The 18,181-nt window shown below is 66.0% G+C and carries 13 protein-coding genes and 1 pseudogene; 10 read left to right on the top strand and 4 right to left on the bottom strand.

What is annotated here, in order from left to right; genetic code table 11:
• Positions 1 to 280 precede the first annotated feature (280 nt).
• From ABIE00_RS07125 to ABIE00_RS07145, 5 genes are all read left to right on the top strand, one after another.
• Positions 281 to 1,750, top strand: a complete 1,470-nt coding sequence (locus ABIE00_RS07125) for a hemolysin family protein (protein ID WP_354263295.1) — start codon at positions 281 to 283, stop codon at positions 1,748 to 1,750.
• Positions 1,747 to 2,817 (top strand): hemolysin family protein, encoded by a 1,071-nt coding sequence (locus ABIE00_RS07130; protein ID WP_354258504.1) that lies wholly within the window; start codon positions 1,747 to 1,749, stop codon positions 2,815 to 2,817. Before ABIE00_RS07125 ends, ABIE00_RS07130 begins: the two co-directional genes overlap by 4 nt.
• A gap of 129 nt (positions 2,818 to 2,946) precedes the next feature.
• Positions 2,947 to 3,933, top strand: a complete 987-nt coding sequence (locus ABIE00_RS07135) for a metal ABC transporter solute-binding protein, Zn/Mn family (protein WP_354258507.1) — start codon at positions 2,947 to 2,949, stop codon at positions 3,931 to 3,933.
• Positions 3,930 to 4,745: a metal ABC transporter ATP-binding protein gene (locus ABIE00_RS07140; RefSeq protein WP_331574958.1), complete on the top strand. Its 816-nt coding sequence runs from the start codon at positions 3,930 to 3,932 to the stop codon at positions 4,743 to 4,745. Before ABIE00_RS07135 ends, ABIE00_RS07140 begins: the two co-directional genes overlap by 4 nt.
• Positions 4,745 to 5,620 (top strand): metal ABC transporter permease, encoded by an 876-nt coding sequence (locus ABIE00_RS07145; RefSeq protein WP_331574957.1) that lies wholly within the window; start codon positions 4,745 to 4,747, stop codon positions 5,618 to 5,620. Before ABIE00_RS07140 ends, ABIE00_RS07145 begins: the two co-directional genes overlap by 1 nt.
• A gap of 36 nt (positions 5,621 to 5,656) precedes the next feature.
• Here ABIE00_RS07145 and ABIE00_RS07150 read toward each other — a convergent pair whose 3' ends face one another.
• A complete protein-coding gene (locus tag ABIE00_RS07150) occupies positions 5,657 to 6,121 on the bottom strand; it encodes a Fur family transcriptional regulator (protein WP_354258511.1) in 465 nt (154 codons plus the stop codon).
• A gap of 95 nt (positions 6,122 to 6,216) precedes the next feature.
• Between ABIE00_RS07150 and ABIE00_RS07155 the strand changes: the two genes are divergently transcribed.
• Complete coding sequence (locus ABIE00_RS07155; RefSeq protein ID WP_354258514.1) at positions 6,217 to 6,873, top strand: MBL fold metallo-hydrolase; 657 nt, start codon at positions 6,217 to 6,219, stop codon at positions 6,871 to 6,873.
• Here ABIE00_RS07155 and ABIE00_RS07160 read toward each other — a convergent pair.
• Positions 6,870 to 7,949, bottom strand: a complete 1,080-nt coding sequence (locus ABIE00_RS07160) for a PLP-dependent cysteine synthase family protein (RefSeq protein ID WP_354258517.1) — start codon at positions 7,947 to 7,949, stop codon at positions 6,870 to 6,872. The genes ABIE00_RS07155 and ABIE00_RS07160 overlap by 4 nt on opposite strands.
• Positions 7,950 to 8,022: 73 nt before the next feature.
• Here ABIE00_RS07160 and ABIE00_RS07165 point away from each other — a divergent pair, with 73 nt between their 5' ends.
• From ABIE00_RS07165 to ABIE00_RS07175, 3 genes are all read left to right on the top strand, one after another.
• Positions 8,023 to 8,865 (top strand): sulfurtransferase, encoded by an 843-nt coding sequence (locus tag ABIE00_RS07165; RefSeq protein ID WP_354258520.1) that lies wholly within the window; start codon positions 8,023 to 8,025, stop codon positions 8,863 to 8,865.
• Positions 8,866 to 8,935: 70 nt separating this feature from the next.
• The gene (locus ABIE00_RS07170) at positions 8,936 to 10,090 is read left to right on the top strand and encodes an NAD(P)-dependent alcohol dehydrogenase (protein ID WP_354258523.1); all 1,155 of its coding nucleotides are present in this window, start codon (positions 8,936 to 8,938) and stop codon (positions 10,088 to 10,090) included.
• Positions 10,087 to 10,515 carry an HIT family protein gene (locus ABIE00_RS07175; protein WP_003804824.1) on the top strand — a complete coding sequence of 143 codons (429 nt, stop codon included), beginning with the start codon at positions 10,087 to 10,089 and terminating at the stop codon, positions 10,513 to 10,515. Before ABIE00_RS07170 ends, ABIE00_RS07175 begins: the two co-directional genes overlap by 4 nt.
• Before the next feature lie 65 nt (positions 10,516 to 10,580).
• Here the strand turns inward: ABIE00_RS07175 and ABIE00_RS07180 are convergent.
• Positions 10,581 to 12,109: pseudogene (locus ABIE00_RS07180) on the bottom strand (HNH endonuclease).
• Between the two features lie 487 nt (positions 12,110 to 12,596).
• Between ABIE00_RS07180 and ABIE00_RS07185 the strand changes: the two are divergent.
• On the top strand, positions 12,597 to 14,108 hold the full coding sequence (locus ABIE00_RS07185; protein WP_354258526.1) for an MFS transporter: 1,512 nt from the start codon (positions 12,597 to 12,599) through the stop codon (positions 14,106 to 14,108).
• A gap of 2 nt (positions 14,109 to 14,110) precedes the next feature.
• Here ABIE00_RS07185 and hrpA read toward each other — a convergent pair whose 3' ends face one another.
• Complete coding sequence (gene hrpA / locus ABIE00_RS07190) at positions 14,111 to 18,118, bottom strand: ATP-dependent RNA helicase HrpA (protein WP_354258529.1); 4,008 nt, start codon at positions 18,116 to 18,118, stop codon at positions 14,111 to 14,113.
• Positions 18,119 to 18,181: the final 63 nt, after the last annotated feature.

An 18,181-nucleotide genomic window follows, 5' to 3' on the forward strand; every position in this document is an offset into this window, starting at 1 on the left:
TGAACCCAGACCATTGCCAGTCTAGTGACCGTTTCGGCTTAATTGCCAATAACCGTGACCCAAATCATGTACCTCCCGAATTGTGGCGAAATGGCCGTCCGGGCGGGCCCCCAAAGCTGTCATTTCCGCCAAGCGCGGACGCCGGTCCGGACCGGCCGGACGGGGAGCTTCGGTCCTCCTTGGCAGCACGTTGCTCCTGTAGACTGCAATCCTTATGGACAGCGAATATAGGTGCCATGGACGGTAAATCCAGGTGCCGGCCTGGGGGCATCCACCCATGATGGAGTGGCTCCTTGTTGCCGCCGGCCTGCTGCTCATCCTCGGAACCGGCTTCTTCGTCGCCGTCGAATTTTCCCTCATCGCACTGGACCAGCCCACAGTGCAGCGTGCCGTTGACGACGGCGACGCAGCGGCAGTGCCGCTGCTCAAATGCCTGAAATCCCTGTCCACCCAGCTGTCCAGCTGCCAACTCGGCATCACCATGACCACGCTTCTGACCGGCTACGTGATGGAGCCGTCCGTGGGGGCACTGCTCGAGGTGCCGATTGCCGCCGTCGGCATCCCGGAGCCGGTGGCCGGGTCCGTCTCCCTTGTGATCGCCATGGTGATCGCCACCGGGCTGTCCATGCTTCTGGGCGAGCTCGTTCCCAAAAACATGGCCATTGCCCTCGCGTTCCGCATCGGCCGCACCCTGGCGCGGCCGCAGCTGGTCTTCACCGCCATCTTCAAGCCCGCCATCGTGGTCCTGAACGGTTTTTCCAACAAGGTCCTGAACGTCTTCGGGCTGGAGGCCAAGGAGGAGATTTCCGGAGCGCGGACGCCGGCGGAGCTTGCCTCCCTGGTGCGCAGGTCCGCGGCCATGGGCACGCTCGACCCGGGGACGGCGAACTTCATCGCCCGCACCCTGAACTTCTCCGGCCGCAGTGCCGCTGACGTGATGACGCCGCGGATCCGGGTCGAAACCATCGATGCCGACCAGCCGGTGTCGGACATCATCGACGCGGCCCGCCGCAGCGGATATTCGCGCTTCCCCGTCATCGGAGAATCGGCGGACGACATCCGCGGGCTGGTGCACGTTAAGAAGGCCATTGCGGTTCCTCCGAACCGGCGGCGAAAACTTGAGGCGGGCGCGATCATGACTGACGTCCTGAGGGTGCCCGAAACCATCCACCTCGACGCCCTGCTTGCCGAATTGCGGGAGGGCAACCTGCAGCTTGCCGTCGTCCTCGATGAATACGGCGGCACTGCCGGGATCGCCACGCTGGAGGACCTGGTCGAGGAAATCGTGGGCGAGGTGGCCGACGAGCACGACAAGGTCCGGCCCGGGCTGCTGCAAAGCGCTTCCGGTGACTGGTACTTTCCGGGCCTGATGCGGCCGGACGAGCTCTCTGAACAGATTCCGGGCCTCACAGTTCCCGACGAAGCCGCGTACGAGACGGTGGGCGGGTATGTCATGAGCGAGCTTGGACGGATACCCGTGGTGGGGGACGTGGTGGAAGCGGGCGGCGGAACGCTCAGCGTGACCAGGATGGACGGCCGCCGCATCGACCGGATCTGCTTCAGGCCGCACCGCCAACCGCAGGACGGCGCCGCCGCGGACCAGCCCGGCAGGAGCACACCGGTAAAGCACGGGGCAGCCAGCCACGGTAAGCCGGGCAACGGTAAGTCAGGGAACGGTAAGTCAGGGAACGGTAAATCGGGCAACGGCAAGCCGGGCAACGGCAGGTCCGGGAACGGCGGCCGGTCATGAGCGACTGGGCAGGACTGCTCTGGCTGGTGCTGCTGCTCCTGGGCAACGCCTTCTTCGTGGCCGCGGAGTTCGCCGTCATGTCCGCACGCCGTAGCCAGATTGAGCCACTGGCGGACGAAGGGGTCCTGCGCGCGCAGACCACCCTTCGGGCGATGGAGAACGTCTCACTGATGCTGGCGTGCGCGCAACTGGGCATCACAGTTTGTTCGCTGCTGATCCTGCTCGTGGCGGAGCCGGCGATCCACCACTTGCTGGCAGTGCCGCTTGCCGGGCTGGGCGTGCCGACCGAAATTGCCGACGTCTCGGCGTTCGCCGTGGCCCTGATGCTGGTGACGTTCCTGCATGTGACCTTTGGCGAGATGGTGCCCAAGAACATTTCCGTGTCCGTTGCCGATAAAGCGGCGCTGCTTTTGGCTCCGTCGCTGATGTTCATTGCGAGGCTCGTCAACCCGGTCATCGCCGCACTGAACTGGTCCGCTAACCACATCCTGAGGCTGATGCGGATCGAGCCCAAGGACGAGGTCAGCTCCACGTTCACGCTGGAGGAGGTGCAGTCCATCGTGCAGGAGTCCACGCGGCATGGCCTGGTGGATGACGATGCCGGCCTGATCACCGGTGCCCTCGAATTTTCGGAGTACACCGCGGGCAATGTCATGGTGCCGCTGGAACGGCTCGTCATGCTGCGGTCATCGACTTCCCCGCTGGAGTTTGAAAAGGCTGTCAGCCGCACCGGCTTCTCCCGCTTTCCGATGCTGGACGACGAGGGCCTGCTGGCCGGCTACCTCCACATCAAGGACGTGCTCGCCATCCCGGAATCCGGTTACGAGCTGCCCATCGCGGAGAGCCGCATCCGCTCACTGGCCAACCTCACGCGCGACGACGAGATCGAAAAGGCGATGTCCGTGATGCAGCGCTCAGGCTCGCACCTGGCACGCGTCATCGGACCGGGCGGCCAGACCGAAGGCGTGCTGTTCCTGGAGGACGTGATCGAGCAGCTTGTCGGCGAGATCCGGGACGCCACCCAGGCCAAAGGCATCCGACGGCTGGGCAGGCCCGACGGCGAGTAACCGCCCGCGCGCCCGGCGGCCCAACCGCCGTCGTAAATCCTAAATAGGAATCATTCCCATTTAGCGTTACACTCGACTAGGGGTTGCCCCCTCCCCGCAACCTGACTTGTCCAGAACCGAGGTATTTTCGTGCCCAGCAACGCGCGCACTTTTTTGACCGCCGCCGTGGCCGGCTTCGGCCTGCTCCTCACCGGCTGTGGCTCGCCGGCGGCCCAGACTGCGGGCGCAGACGCCGGCGGACGCATCGCGGTCGTCACGTCCACGAACGTCTACGGGGACATTGTTGAGGCCATCGGCGGGGACAAGGTCAACGTGTCGGCCATCATCTCCCGTCCAAGTCAGGACCCGCATTCCTACGAGGCCAACGCCCAGGACCGTCTGACGGTCTCCAAGGCCAAGCTGGTGGTGGAAAATGGCGGCGGCTATGACGACTTCATCCACACCCTGGCGGACGACAGCAACGTACCGCACGAAAACATCATCAGTGCCGTTGAGGTGTCGGGACTGGCGCCGGAACCGGGAGCCACCGCCCCCGCCCATTCGGAGACTGCCCACGCAGCGGACGGGCACTCCCATGACCACGGCAACTTCAACGAGCACGTCTGGTACAGCTTTGACGCCATGACGCACCTCGCGGATGCCGTGGCAGCCCGCCTCGGCGCGCTCGACGCAGCCTCGGCCTCCCAGTTCAAGGCAAACGCAGCGGAGTTCAAGTCCGGTCTCGCGAAGCTGGAGAGTAAAATTTCGGCAATGAAGACCTCGCACGGCGGTGCCGGCGTCGCCGTGACCGAACCGGTGCCCCTGTACCTGCTGGAAGCGGCCGGACTGGAGAACCGCACCCCTGCCGAGTACACGGCCGCCGTCGAGGAAGGCGCCGACGTTCCGCCGGCAGTCCTGAGGGCGGCCACCTCGACAGCCGCCGCCAAGGACACCAGTTTCCTCGCCTACAACGAGCAGACGGAAGGCCCGCAGACCCAGGCCGTCAAAAACGCCGCCAGTGCCGCGGGAACGCCGGTGGTGAACTTCACTGAAACGCTTCCGGACGGCAAGACGTACCTCCAATGGATGGCGGACAACGTGGAAAACGTCGGCAACGCACTGAAGAGCCAGCGTTGAACCCAGTCATCAGCCTGAAGCAGGCGTCGCTGAAGTTCGGCCGCCGGGCGCTCTGGGAAGACCTGAACCTGGACATCAATCCGGGGGAGTTCTTCGCGGTGCTGGGGCCCAACGGCAGCGGCAAGACCAGCTTCCTCAAGGTTCTGCTGGGACTGCAGGAGCTGCACTCCGGCCAGGCCAACCTCGGCGGGCACCCCGTGGAGCGGGGAAGCCACATGATCGGCTACATCCCGCAGCAGAAGCCGTTCCCGCCCGACACCCCCATGCGCGCCCGTGACCTGGTGGGCCTCGGCGTCGACGGGCACCGCTGGGGAATCCGGCTCGGCACCGCCAAGGCCAACCGCAAGATTGACGAACTGCTGGAGCTCGTCGGGGCAAGCGACTACGCCAAGGTTCCGGTCGGGCAGCTGTCCGGCGGTGAGCAGCAGCGCCTGCGCGTGGCCCAGGCCCTTGCCACTGACCCGAAGGTGCTGCTGTGCGACGAGCCGCTCCTGTCGCTGGACCTGCACCACCAGCAGGCCGTCAGCGCACTCATCAACAAGCAGTGCCATGACCGGAAGAGCGCCGTGGTGTTCGTGACCCACGAGATCAACCCGATCATCGACTACGTGGACCGGATCCTGTACCTGGCCGGCGGCAGGTTCAGCGTGGGGACGCCCCATGAGGTGATGACCACCGAGGTCCTCTCCGACCTTTACGACAGCAACGTGGAAGTGATCCATGCCAACGGCCGGATCGTCGTCGTCGGCCTGCCCGACGCCACCACGCACCACCATGACGACGCGCACGCCGCTGCGGGGGAGGGTTCCTGATGGACCTGGAATCGATCCTGCAATCGGTGTTCAACTTCGAGAACTATGGCGAACTGCTGGCACTGGTGCAGAACTCGCTGTGGGCCGGTGCAGTGCTTGGACTCCTCGGCGGACTGGTGGGGACTTTCGTGATGAAGCGCGACCTGGCGTTTGCCGTCCACGGAATTTCCGAGCTGTCGTTCGCCGGCGCCGCCTTCGCGCTGCTCATCGGCACCGATGTGGTGTTCGGCTCCCTGGTGGGGTCCGTGGCGGCCTCGCTGCTGCTCGGGCTCATGGGCGTCCGGGCGCGGGACAAGAACTCGATCATCGGCGTCATCATGCCCTTCGGCCTGGGCCTCGGGATTCTTTTCCTCTCGCTCTACGAGGGCAGGGCCGCCAACAAGTTCGGGCTCCTCACCGGTCAGATTGTGTCGGTGGACACCGTCCAGCTCCAGGTTCTGGCCGGGACCGCGGTGGCCGTGATGGCGGCGCTGTGCTTCATTTGGCGCCCGCTGAGCTTCGCCAGCGTCGACCCGGAGCTGGCCGAGGCCCGCGGCGTTCCCGTTCGGACGCTTGCCCTGGTTTTCATGGTGCTCCTCGGCGTCAGCGTGGCGCTGTCCATCCAGATCGTGGGGGCCCTGCTGGTCCTCGCCCTGCTGATCACGCCGGCGGCAGCGGCCCTGCGGGTGACGTCCTCGCCGCGCCTCGTGGTGCTGCTGAGCGTGGTGTTCGCCGTTTCGGCGACGGTCGGCGGAATCCTGCTGGCCCTCGGCGGCCGCATCCCCATCAGCCCCTACGTCACCACGCTGTCGTTCCTGATCTACGTGGTGTGCCGGGTCATCGGCAGCGTCCGCGCCAAGCGCGGCCTCAACGGCCGGGTCATGCGGACCGCCTAGATACTTTGCGGGGCGCAGCATACGGCGCGACTGCGACTACTGGGCAGCAGCTTTGCGTGCGGAGCAGTCGGGGCACAGGCCATAGATCTCGACCGTGTGGGCCACTTCCGTAAAGCCGTGCTCCTGCGCGGTCCGCGCGGCCCAGGTCTCGACGGCGGGCGCCTCCACTTCCACGGCCTTGCCGCAGTTGCGGCACAAAAGATGGTGGTGGTGCACCGTCACGGCGCACCGGCGGTAGACGGCCTCGCCGTCACCGTTGCGGAGCACGTCCACGAGTTCCTCGTCGGCCAGCGACTGCAGGATCCGGTAGGCGGTGGCCAGGGAGACCGACACGCCCTTGTTCTGGAGGATCCGGTACAGCTCCTGGGTACTCACGAAGTCATTGAGCTCGTCCAGGGCGGCGCTGACAGCGATCCGCTGCTTGGTGACGCGCTGCTCTTTCCCGCCGGCCGCCGTCGAAGATGCCTGTGGTCTGCCGTCAGCGCTGGCGCGTTGTGGCATGGATGAACTCGCTTTTCTTTCGGGTAATGACAAGCTTTAACGTTACCAGCCGGAGCCGCGTGGACACTGATCGGGCCCGTCCCTAGGCTGGCTTCATGAAGCTGACAAAATACACCCACGCCTGTGTCCGGCTCGAAAAGGACAGCCGGGTGCTGGTCCTGGATCCCGGGAACTTCTCCGAAACCGCGGAGGCGCTGGATGGTGCACACGCCGTCCTCATCACGCATGAGCACGCCGACCACATCGACGTTCCGGCCGTCGCAGCTGCGCTCGGGGACAACGGCGGGCTGGAGCTCTTCGCACCGGAGGGCGTGGCGCAGAACGTCCGCAAGGAAGCGCCGGACGCCGCCGGCCGTGTGCACGCCGTGGAGCCGGGAACGTCCTTTGACGCCGCAGGCTTCGCGGTCCGCAGCTTCGGCGGCCAGCACGCGCTGATTCACCCCCAGATTCCGGTGGTCGCCAACATCGGCTACCTCGTGGACGAGAACGTGTACCACCCGGGCGACTCGTTCATCATCCCGGACGGCATCAGCGTGCGCACGCTCCTGGTCCCGGTCCATGCCCCGTGGAACAAGGTCAGCGAAGTGGTGGATTTCGTAATCGGCGTCCGCGCCCAGCGCGCCTACAACATCCACGACGGGCTGCTGAACGACACCGGCCTCGGCCTGGTGGAGGGCCATGTCAAGCGCATCGGAGCCAAATACGGCACCGAATATACGCACCTGTCCAGCCGGGAATCCGTGGAGCTTTAGCCCCGCCAGACCCCCGTGTCGAAGAACGCCTTCAGCGTGTTCTCGTGTGGCTGCGGATCCAGTCCCTGCGCCGCCAGCCACGCCGGGCTGTAGTGGCTGCCGGCGTACCGGTCACCGCCGTCGCACATCAGGGACACCACGCTGCCCCGTTCGCCGTCCGCCACCATCTGGGCCACGAGCCGCCAGACACCCCAGAGGTTGGTGCCCGTGGACGGCCCGGCATGCAGTCCCGCCAGCGTATGCAGGTGCCGCATGGCGGCGACCGACGCGGCGTCGGGAACCTGGATCATGTGGTCGATGACCGACGGGATGAAGCTTGGCTCCATGCGGGGCCGCCCGATCCCCTCGATCCGTGAAGGCATGCCGGTACTGAAGTCCGCGGCGCCGCTCTTCCAGCCGGGGTAGAAGGCGGAGTTTTCCGGATCGACCACCGCCAGGGACGTGGCGTGGCGGTGGTAGCGGAGGTAGCGGCCGATGGTGGCGCTGGTTCCGCCGGTGCCGGCTCCCACCACGATCCAGCGCGGGACCGGGTGCTCCTCCAGCGCCAGTTGTTCAAAGATGGACTCGGCAATGTTGTTGTTGCCGCGCCAGTCCGTGGCGCGCTCGGCGTAGGTGAACTGGTCCATGTAGTGACCGCCGCTCGTGGCGGCAACCTCGGCGGCCGCCGCGTACACCTCTGAGGCATGGTCCACCAGGAGGCAGGCGCCGCCGAACTGTTCGATCAGGGCTATCTTTTCCGGGCTGGTGGTGCGGGTCATCACGGCGACGAACGGCAGGCCCAGGAGTTGTGCGAAGTAGGCCTCCGAAACTGCGGTGCTGCCGCTGGAGGCCTCCACGACGGTGGTGCCCTCGCGGATCCAGCCGTTCACCAGCCCGAACAGGAAGAGGGAACGGGCCAGCCGATGCTTGAGGCTTCCTGATCTGTGAGTGGATTCGTCCTTGAGGTACAGCTGGACTCCCCAGTGTTCCGGCAACGGCACCGAATACAGGTGGGTGTCTGCCGAACGGTTGTTTTCCGCGTTGATCTTGCGGACAGCCTCGTCCGCCCATGCCCGCTCACTGAATCGCCTGCTCACGGATTCAGCCTACCGGCGCGGGCAACCGCGGCTAGAGTTGGTGCTGATCTGCAGGCGATACCCAAGGAGACAGATGGAGACCCTCATTGACGTGGCCGGGCTGAACGCCCGGATGACGGCCGGTCAGCGCACCGTTGTGCTGGATGTCCGCTGGGCGCTCGGGGACCCGGAGGGCCGCAGCCATTACCTCAAGGAGCACATCCCCGGTGCTGTCTACGTCGATCTGCCCACCCAGTTGGCGGATCCGGCCGATCCTGGCCGCGGACGCCACCCGTTGCCTTCATTGGCCCGGTTCCAGGAGGCGGCCCGGTCCTGGGGAATTTGTGCCGGAGACGTGGTGGTCGCGTACGACGATGCCGGCAACACCTCCGCCGCCCGGGTGTGGTGGATGCTCCGGGACGCCGGCGTGCGCACTGTTTTCCTGCTCGACGGCGGCCTGGCCGCCTGGCGTTCGGCAGGTTTGCCGTTGGAGGGTGGCCAGGTGGAGCCGGAGACCGGAGACGTGACGCTCGGCCGCGGCGGCATGGCGGTGACCGACGCCGACGGTGCCGCCGGCTGGTCGGCCGGGGGCGTGCTGCTCGATGCCCGTGCCGGAGAACGGTACCGCGGGGAAATTGAACCGGTGGATCCGCGGGCCGGCCATATCCCCGGCGCCGTCAGCGCCCCCACCACCGGCAACCTCGACGACGACGGCCGCTTCCTGCCGCCGGAGAAGCTGCGGGAGCGCTTTACAGGGCTGGGGGTCGATGCCACGACGCCCACCGCCGTCTATTGCGGCAGCGGCGTCACGGCCTCGCACGAGATCGCGGCCCTGGAAATCGCCGGTTTCAGCGCCGCACTGTTCCCCGGTTCGTTCTCCGAATGGTCCAACGACCCGTCCCGCCAGGTGGCCACAGGCGCCGAAGCCGGGCAGTAAGTGGCGGGGTGGCCGGTACGGAGTGCACCGGCAATTGGAACTCACCCGGGAGCCGCGGTAGCGTCGCCATATGACTCCTGGACGCCCTGTACCCCCGCCGCTGAACCTGCGGATCCCGCTGGAAGAGACCGCCGTCGGACCCCTTGAGGGACGCCTTGCTGCTGCCCGCGGTGCGTCATCGGCCACGAGCGGCCTGGTCGAGCTGACAGTTGCCCGCCGGGCACCCAAAGCCGACGACGTCGAGATCGCCATCGAGTTCTGCGGGCTCTGCCACTCGGACGTTCACGCCACCCGGGGGGAATGGGGCAACCAGAACTACCCCCTCGTACCCGGGCACGAAATTGTGGGCCGGGTGAGCCGCGTCGGTTCGGATGTGAGCGACTTTCAGCCGGGCGACCGGGTGGGCGTGGGCTGCATGGTGGACTCGTGCCGCGAATGCGAGAGCTGCCGCGAAGGGCTGGAGCAATACTGCGAACGCGGCATGACCGGGACGTACGGGGCCAAGGACGCCAGGAACGGGGATGCCGTGACGCAGGGCGGTTACGCGTCCTCCATGGTGGTGGACCGACGGTACGTCCTGCGGGTGCCGGAAAACCTGGACCCCGCGGCGGCTGCCCCGCTGCTCTGCGCGGGCATCACCACGTTCTCGCCGCTGCGCCACTTCGGTGTCCGGGAAGGCCACGTGGTCGGCGTCGTGGGCCTGGGCGGTCTGGGCCACATGGCCGTCAAGCTGGCCAAAGCCATGGGCGCTGAGGTCAAGGTCTTCACTACTTCTGAGTCCAAAGTGACGGCGGCGCTGGAACTGGGCGCCGACGCGGTAGTGCTGTCCCGCGACGGGGAGGCGATGGCAGCTGAGAACCGGAGCATCGACGTCATCATCGATACGGTAGCGGCACCACACGACCTCAACCCGTTTTTCCGCACCCTGCGCCGGGACGGTGCGCTATTCCAGCTGGGGCTGCCTTCCGATAGCATGCCGCCTGTGAACCCCGGTGCCCTGATCAGAAGGCGGATCTCCTACGCCGGGTCTCTGATCGGGGGTATCGCCGAGACACAGGAGATGCTCGACTTCTGTGCCGGGCACGGGGTCGTCTCCGACATCGAACTGGTTGGAGCCGACCAGCTTAACGACGCCTATGACCGGATGGTCGCAGGTGACGTGAAGTACCGTTTTGTCCTGGATACATCCACCTTGCAGGAACCGTCGGAAAGGGCTGACGCATGAGCACGCTGTTCACCAAGATTCTCAACGGGGAGATCCCTGGCCGGTTTGTCTGGCGCGAGCCGGACGTCTCCGCGTTCCTGACCATGGGTCCGCTTGCTGACGGGCACACGCTGGTGGTCCCGACCGAGGAGGTGGACCGCTGGACGGACGCCTCGCCCGAGACCCTGGCCAGGGTCATGGAAGTGGCGCGGCGCATCGGTGCGGTGCAGGTGGACACGTTCGGGGCAGCCCGGGCAGGACTTATCGTGGCCGGTTACGAAATCAACCACATGCATGTGCACGTGTGGCCTTCCAACAGCATGGCGGAGTTCAACTTCGCCACCGCCGAGCACAACCCGGACCCGGCGCGGCTGGATGCCAACGCGGAAAAGCTGCGCGCAGGCCTGCGCGACGCCGGCTACGGGGAGTTCGTGCCGGAGGCCTAGGCAGGAGCCGGGCCGGCTGTTCGCGCCGGTCGCAGACTGACTGACTCCACGCCTGTCGGTTCCCGCTAACCAGTTGCGGGCAGCCCGTTCCGGTCAGCTTTGGTGTGGTTGCAGGCTTCGCACAACCCGGCACCGTTGGTCAGGGTGGTGGGGCCGTGGTTGTGCCAGGGGATGATGTGGTCGTGGTGGCGGATCGGGGCGTCGCAGTAGGGGGTGCGGCAGGTGTCGTCGCGGATGTGGATGAAGCGGCGCAGCGGGGCGGGGAACAGCCGCCGTCTTGAGTCATGGCTGCGAGGTCGCCGGTTCCGGGGGCGGTGTAGAGGCGCCGGACCCAGATCTTGAGTTCTTCCGGGCTGGTTGGATCGGCCGCAGCCGCAGCGTGCGCTGCGGGTTGGACCCGTCCCGGCTCTCCCTGTCCTTGTCCCTGTCCTTGTCCTTGTCCTTGGGTGATGAGTTCCCGTGCCCAGGCGCCGGGGATGATGCCGTAGCCGGGGAGGCGGGCGGGTTCGGTGTCGCCGTGGAGGAGGGTGCGGTCGGTCATGACCAGGTTCAGTTCGATGCCGGTGATGCCGCCGGGGGTGCCGGTGGTGGATTCGACCAGGGTGTCGGCTTTGATCTGGTCGCGGGAGCGGGGGTCGCCGGCGGCGTGGAGGGTGTCGGCGTTCCGGGTCAGTGCGGCGAGAACTGCGACGCCTTCGTGGGCGGGCAGCAGCGCTGACAGGTAGGTCATGCAGTCCGGCGCCGGGCGCAGACTCACCCTGCGTTCCGAGGCGGCGTGGCTGGCGCGCTGGGCCACGGACCGGGCGTCTCGGCGGATGGCGGCGGCCTTTACGGCGGCGATGACGGCCCGGGTTCCTGCGCCGTTGAAGGTTCCGGTGTCGGCGGCGAGTTCCTCGTCCACGGCAGCCCGGTCTTCGGCCGTCAGGCAGGCGGTCTCTTTGACGACGTGCAGGGCGCGTTCTTCGTTGAGCTGGCCGGTGTCCAGGGCGGCCAGGCTGTGCGGCATCTCGGTGACCAAGGCCTTAGACATGCCGAGCAGCCGGTGCCCGCGGTTTGGGGATTCACCGCGGGCCAGCGCTATCTGCTCGGCCGCACCCAGGTCCCGGTCTCTGGCGCGGTCCTTGCCCAGGTCCTCCGCGGCCAGGGGCGGCCGGTCGGTGGGTTCCTGCCGGAGCCGGGCCTCGAAGGCCACCGACAGCCGCGCCTGGTGCCCGGCGGCCCAGCACTTGACGTTCTCCTACCCGCGGACCTGATCGATCAGCCCGGCACTGTCAGCCGTGAGATCAGCTGCCGGGAGAAAACACCCGGGCGTAGTTCCACGGTCATGGACGCCGCCGTCATCCAAAGGCCCGTCATCAAGGAGGTCCCCGTCGAAAGGACGGTCGGCAATCAGGACCTCGGGAAACGGATCCTCCGGCAACGACACCGGAAACGCGGCGTCGAGATCCTCGTCGTACGGCAGCCCGTAGCACGGATCGGTGTCGAGAACCGCGGCGTCAGGGACGTGGAAAACACCGTCAGGAACCACGGCACCATGCAGCGCGTCGCCGTGCGGCGCCCCCGCTGTCACTGCCGAATTCCCGAAGCTGTCCATGAACACAGTCTGCCAAGAGGGTACGACATAAAGGACCCCGCCCGGCACCAGCGGCGGGATCCAAAAAGTTTTTCCCGACCACCCGAAAACGACAACCAGGTAGCACTTCAGGGCCTTCCCAGCGCCCAGAACGCCCTGAAGTGCTACCTACGTGGGTGGCGTGGTGGGCAGAAAAGCTCAAGCCGCGGCGGCGGCGCCGTCGTACGAATCCGTGCCCAAAGGTGCCCATCCATACAGCAACCAGGGCGCTCCAGTCTTTTGCACCGTGGTGAGCGGTTTTAGTCGGGCAGAGCACCCTTGCCAGTTGACAGGGGTGTGGCCCATGCCATACTTTTGAACGCAACGTTCATAGAATGAACAAGCCTGTCAGGCTCAGGGTCACCAAGCCCGCCCCGCTGAGGTTGCCGGCGAACTGTTCGCCGGCCGTGGACCGTAAACGGTCTTGCCCATGGCCACCTGCGTTCCCGCTAGGAAAAGAAGGACAAAGATGTTCGATCAGTCCAGAACACAACATCCGCTGACTAAGACGCGACGACTGCAGACGGACGACTGCATCATCGTCGACAAGAGCGAACTGCGGAAAGCGCAGATCGGTGCCGGCGTCGGCAACTTCATCGAGTGGTACGACATCGGGATCTACGGATACCTCGCAGTCACGATGACCTCTGTTTTCACTGAGGGCATGGACGGGCGCATGGGCCTGCTGGTCACGCTTCTCGGTTTCGCCGTCTCCTTCGTGGTTCGTCCCCTGGGTGGAATGATTCTCGGCCCGCTGGGTGACAAGATCGGGCGCCGTAAAGTGCTCTTCTTCACGATGGCGATCATGGCCGGGGCCACCACCACCATCGGCCTGTTGCCCACCGCCGGCCAGGTCGGACTCTGGGTCATCATTCCCCTCTACCTTTTGAAGATGCTGCAGGGCTTCTCCACCGGCGGCGAGTACTCTGGCGCCGCGACCTACATTGCGGAGTTTTCCCCGGACCGCAACCGCGGGTTCATGACCGCGCTGCTGAATTCCGGGTCGATGCTCGGTTTCGCCGTAGGCGCCGGTGTCGTGGCCATGACGACTGCTGCTGCGACGTCGGCGTGGGGCGAGTCGGCCATGCACGATGGCGCCTGGCGCATTCCCTTCCTGCTCGCCGCACCGCTGGGTGTCCTGGCCATCTCGCTCCGCAGCCGCATCCCGGAATCACCCAGCTTCGAAGTCGCCCAGGCGAAGTCCGACAGTGGGGACGTCGACCCCATTTTCGTCCGGCACAACCTGCCCAACATCGTGAAATTCTACTGGCCCCAGATCCTCATCGGCTGCGCGCTCATTGCTGCCGACGGCACCTCGTCCTACATGCTCACGAGCTACATGCCCACGTACCTGGAAACACAGGTCGGGTCGCCTGCGGTGCACACCGCCGTGGCCGCTGTTACGGTGCTGCTGCTGCAGGCCATCCTGATTCCAATCGTCGGGCGTTGGTCGGACCGCATTGGCCGGCGGCCAATCTACACCATCGCCACCATCGGGAACCTCATCCTGCTGGTGCCCGCGTTCTGGCTGATGCACATCGGAACGCTTTGGTCGCTGTACCTGGCAATGTTCCTGGTGATGGTGCCCAGTGCCTTCTTCCTGGCACTGACCGGAGCCGTGATGTCCGAACTGTTCCCCACGGCCTCCCGCTACGGCTGCGTTGGAGTCACCCATAACCTGTCCATCTCGATCTTCGGTGGCACCACACCGCTGGTCAGCCAGATCCTCGTCGAGGTCACGGGCAACTCCTACGCTCCGGCGTACTACATCATGTTCTTCTCCGCCGTCGCGCTCGTGGCAGTACTGAAGATGCGCGAGTCTGCTTCCCGGCCGCTGCTCGGTTCCGTGCCGGTCGTGTCCAGCCGCGACGAGGCAGCGGCGCTCGTCAGGGACCAGGACACAAACGAGCGCATCGACACCGCGACCATGCTATTGATTCCCGCGCCGGCGGAATTCGTTCGAACCGGAATGGTCCGCTGACTCTAGGCCGCGAGAACCTTGTTCAGGGCCGTCCGGATTCGCTTCTCGGACACCGAATACGCCGTCCCGAGTTCGACGGCGAAGAGGCTCACCCGAAGCTCTTCGATCATCCAGCGCACCTGTGTCAGCTCGGCACCTGCCCGGCGGCCGGGCAGCAAAGCTGACACGGCGTCGTCGTAAGCATCCTCCAGTTGCTGGACCGTCGCCATGTTGAGCGCATCGCGCTGCACGTTGCCGGGCAGCTTCTCCAGGCGCTTTTCGATGGCGGCGAGGTACCGGGGGAGCTGGCTCAGCTGGGCGTAGCCCGTCCGGGCCACAAAGCCGGGGAAGACCAGCTGCTCAAGCTGGCTGCGGACATCGTTGAGGGCGCTGATGAGCGCCAGGCTGGTGGTGCCCCTGAGCTGCTTCTCGATCCGGCGGGTGCTGGCGAGGATGCGCTCCACGACGGCCGTGACGCTGAAGACGGTGTCTATCAGCTCCGCCCGGACATGCTCATACAGGGCATCGAAAGCTGTCTGGTCCCACGGGAGTTCCGCTGGAGTCAGCTTGTCCACCGCCGCCAGGACGCAGTCGGCGATCAGAGCTGAGACGGAGCCGTGCGGGTTCTGGCTGAACGTCAGCTTCTCCGTGTTGTTCAGGTGTTCGAGGACGTAGCGGTCCGGCGCGGGCACCCGCAGTGCGAGGAGCCGGATGACACCGCCCCGCATGGCTTCCTGCTGCTCCGATGCTGTCTGGAAGACACGCAGGCCAACGGATTTGCCTTCGTCCACCAGCGCGGGGAAACCAGTAACGGTGTGCCCCTTGACGGTGACGCTGGCTTGGCGCTGAAGGGTGCCGAACCGCCACTCGGTCAGGCCGGACTGTTCCGTGAACCCGGCGTGAGCCTGGGGCCGGCCGTCCTTGGGGGCAACCTGCTGCTGGTCCTTCTTCGGCCCTCGCGCGTTTGGTGAGCGCGGCCCTGCGGTGGCGGGGGTGGCGCCCAGCGACTCGGCGATGGCCCGGCGCGTGGCCGGCGCGAGCCGTTCCTGCAGGGCTTCCAGGTCCTTGCCTTCGTCCAGGACCTTGCCACGGCTGTCCACCACCTTGAAACTCACCCGCAGGTGCGGGGGGACCGCATCCCAGTTCCACGACCCGGGCGGGACGATCTGCCCCTTCAGGCGGCGCAGGACCAGCTCCAGCGAACTCTCCAGTTCGTCTTCGGCGGGTTCGAAATCAGCTTCCAGTGCCGCTACAGCCTGCCGGGCGACGTCCGGGGCCGGAACGAAGCTCTTGCGGACCTGCTTCGGCAGCGACTTGATCAGCGCGGTCACAAGTTCCACACGCTGGCCGGGGATCAGCCAGCGGAAGGGCGCGTCGTCGAGCTGGTTTAGGAACAGGACCGGGACTTCCGCCGTGACGCCGTCAGACGGATTGGGCGTCGAGCCGGGTGCCACGGGATGGAATTCGTAGCTCAGGGGCAGTTCGAAGCCCTTGTGCAGCCACGTCTTCGGGTAAGCGGACTCGTCGAGGGCGTCTGCGTCCTCGCTCAAAAGCAGGGCCTGATCGAAGTCCAGAAGCGCCGGATCCTGCTGCCGGGCGTCCTTCCACCACTTATCGAAGTGCCGTTCCGAGATGACGTCCTTGCCGACGCGTGAGTCATAGAACTCGAAAAGCGTCTCGTCGTCCACCAGCAGGTCCCGGCGGCGCATCCGCGCCTCGAGTTCTTCCACTTCCTGCAGCAGGGCCCGGTTGCGGTGGAAGAACTTGTGGTGCGTCTTCCATTCGCCCTGGACCAGCGCGTGCCTGATGAACAGCTCACGGGCCAGAACAGGATCGACCTTGCCGAAGTTGACCCGGCGCTGCGCGATGATCGGCACGCCGTAGAGTGTGACCTTTTCATAGGCCATCACGGCGCCCATTTTGCTGGACCAGTGGGGTTCGCTGTAGCTGCGCTTGATCAGGTGCGGCGCCACCTGTTCGGCCCAGGCCGGCTCGAACTTGGAGGCCACCCGTGCCCACAGCCGGCTGGTTTCCACCAGCTCGGCGGCCATGACAAACGTCGGCGACTTCTTGAAAAGCGCCGAGCCCGGGAAGATGGCAAACCGGCTGCCACGGGCGCCCGCGTATTCCCGCTTGCGCTCGTCGAGGATGCCGATGTGGCTCAGCAGGCCGGACAGAAGGCTGATATGGATGCCCTCGTGGTTGCCCACGGCGTCGGCCTCGCGCTTGTTGTCCATGCTGATGCCCAGCGGCCGGGCCAGCTGCCGCAGCTGCGTGAACAGATCCTGCCACTCACGGACGCGCAGGTAGTTGATGAATTCGTTGCGGCACAGGCGGCGGAACTGGGTGGAAGACAGCTCCTGCTGCTTCTCGTGGATGTAATTCCAGAGGTTCAGGTAACCGGTGAAGTCGGAATTCTCGTCACGGAAACGGGCGTGCTTCTCTGCCGCCAGCTGCTGCTTGTCTGTCGGGCGTTCGCGGGGATCCTGAATGGTCAGGGCCGCCGCCAGGATCATGACTTCGCGGACGCAGCCGCGCTTGCCGGCCTCCACAATCATGCGGCCGAGCCGCGGATCCACCGGAAGCTGGGCAAGTTTCTGTCCGACGGCGGTCAGGCCGCCGCCGTTGCGGCCCCCACCCTTGCCGTTTTCGGCATTGGCCGCCTGCGGCGTACCACTTGATGCCTGCGGAACACCAGCTGCTGCCTGCGGCGAACTCAGGGCACCGAGCTCCCGAAGGAGGGTCACGCCGTCGTTAATGGCCCGCGAATCCGGCGGCTCCACGAACGGAAAGTTCTCAATGTCCTTGGGCCCGCGCGCGACTCCCATGGCGGTCATCTGCAGGATGACCGCCGCCAGGTTGGTGCGCAGGATTTCCGGATCGGTGTAAAGCGGCCGGGACTCGAAGTCCTCCTCGGAATACAGCCGGATGGCGATGCCGTCCGACACACGGCCGCAACGTCCGGAACGCTGGTTTGCAGATGCCTGGGACACCCGCTCGATGGGCAGCCGCTGCACCTTGGTGCGGTGCGAATAGCGCGAGATGCGGGCGGTGCCGGTGTCGACGACGTACTTGATACCCGGCACCGTCAGGGAGGTCTCGGCCACGTTGGTGGCCAACACGATCCTCCGCTTGCTGCCCGGATTGAAGACCCGGTGCTGCTCCTGCAGGCTCAGCCGTGCGAACAGCGGCAGGACCTCGGTGCCGGCCAGCCGCCGGTTGGACTGGATCCTGGCCTGCAGCGCGTCCGCGGCGTCCCGGATCTCCCGCTCGCCGGAGAAGAAGATGAGGATGTCGCCCGGCGCTTCCAGGGCGAGCTCGTCGACGGCGTCGCACACCGCGTCCAGCGGGTCCCGGTCCTCCTCGAGTTCATCGTCGGACGAGTTGTCTTCGTCATCGCCGGCGGATGGGCCGCCGGCCGGCTGGGAGAGCGGCCGGTAGCGGATCTCCACCGGGAAAGTGCGGCCGGAAACCTCAACGATGGGCGCAGCTTCCTCGTCCGAGCCGAAGTGCTTCGCGAAACGTTCAGGATCGATGGTGGCGGAGGTGATGATCACCTTCAGGTCCGGCCGCTGCGGCAGGATCCGCTTGAGGTAGCCGAGGATGAAGTCGATGTTCAGGCTGCGTTCGTGGGCCTCATCGATGATGATCGCGTTGTATTTGCGGAGCAGCTTGTCGCGCTGGATTTCGGCCAGCAGGATGCCGTCGGTCATCAGTTTGACCTTGGTGGACTTGCTCACCTCGCCGGTGAAACGGACCTGGAAGCCCACTTCCTGCCCGATGTCCACGCCGAGTTCGGAGGCGATGCGTTCGGCCACCGTGCGGGCTGCGAGGCGCCGCGGCTGGGTGTGGCCGATCAGGCCGTTCTCGCCCAGGCCCAGCTCCAGGCACATCTTTGGGATCTGGGTGGTTTTTCCGGAACCGGTCTCGCCGGCAATGATTGTCACCTGGTTGGCGGCAATCGCGGCCATCAGGTCCTCGCGGCGCTCGGAAACCGGCAGCGCGGCGGGGTAGGAGATGTGAAAAGTCATGGCTCCTCCAAGTCTACTGCCGCGTAAAAGGACCCGGCGTGCGCCGGGTCCTTGGTTTGGGTG

Origin of the sequence: Arthrobacter sp. OAP107, from assembly GCF_040546765.1 — a bacterium.
Lineage (GTDB): Bacteria > Actinomycetota > Actinomycetes > Actinomycetales > Micrococcaceae > Arthrobacter.

Bases quoted from the DNA above. Each gene is read 5' to 3' on its own strand.
- ABIE00_RS07145 (WP_331574957.1), top strand. From the start codon at position 4,745: ATGGACCTGGAATCGATCCTGCAATCGGTGTTCAACTTCGAGAACTAT.
- ABIE00_RS07185 (WP_354258526.1), top strand. From the start codon at position 12,597: ATGTTCGATCAGTCCAGAACACAACATCCGCTGACTAAGACGCGACGA.
- ABIE00_RS07165 (WP_354258520.1), top strand. From the start codon at position 8,023: ATGGAGACCCTCATTGACGTGGCCGGGCTGAACGCCCGGATGACGGCC.
- ABIE00_RS07170 (WP_354258523.1), top strand. From the start codon at position 8,936: ATGACTCCTGGACGCCCTGTACCCCCGCCGCTGAACCTGCGGATCCCG.
- ABIE00_RS07155 (WP_354258514.1), top strand. From the start codon at position 6,217: ATGAAGCTGACAAAATACACCCACGCCTGTGTCCGGCTCGAAAAGGAC.
- hrpA (WP_354258529.1), bottom strand. From the start codon at position 18,118: ATGACTTTTCACATCTCCTACCCCGCCGCGCTGCCGGTTTCCGAGCGC.
- ABIE00_RS07150 (WP_354258511.1), bottom strand. From the start codon at position 6,121: ATGCCACAACGCGCCAGCGCTGACGGCAGACCACAGGCATCTTCGACG.
- ABIE00_RS07125 (WP_354263295.1), top strand. From the start codon at position 281: ATGGAGTGGCTCCTTGTTGCCGCCGGCCTGCTGCTCATCCTCGGAACC.
- ABIE00_RS07175 (WP_003804824.1), top strand. From the start codon at position 10,087: ATGAGCACGCTGTTCACCAAGATTCTCAACGGGGAGATCCCTGGCCGG.
- ABIE00_RS07130 (WP_354258504.1), top strand. From the start codon at position 1,747: ATGAGCGACTGGGCAGGACTGCTCTGGCTGGTGCTGCTGCTCCTGGGC.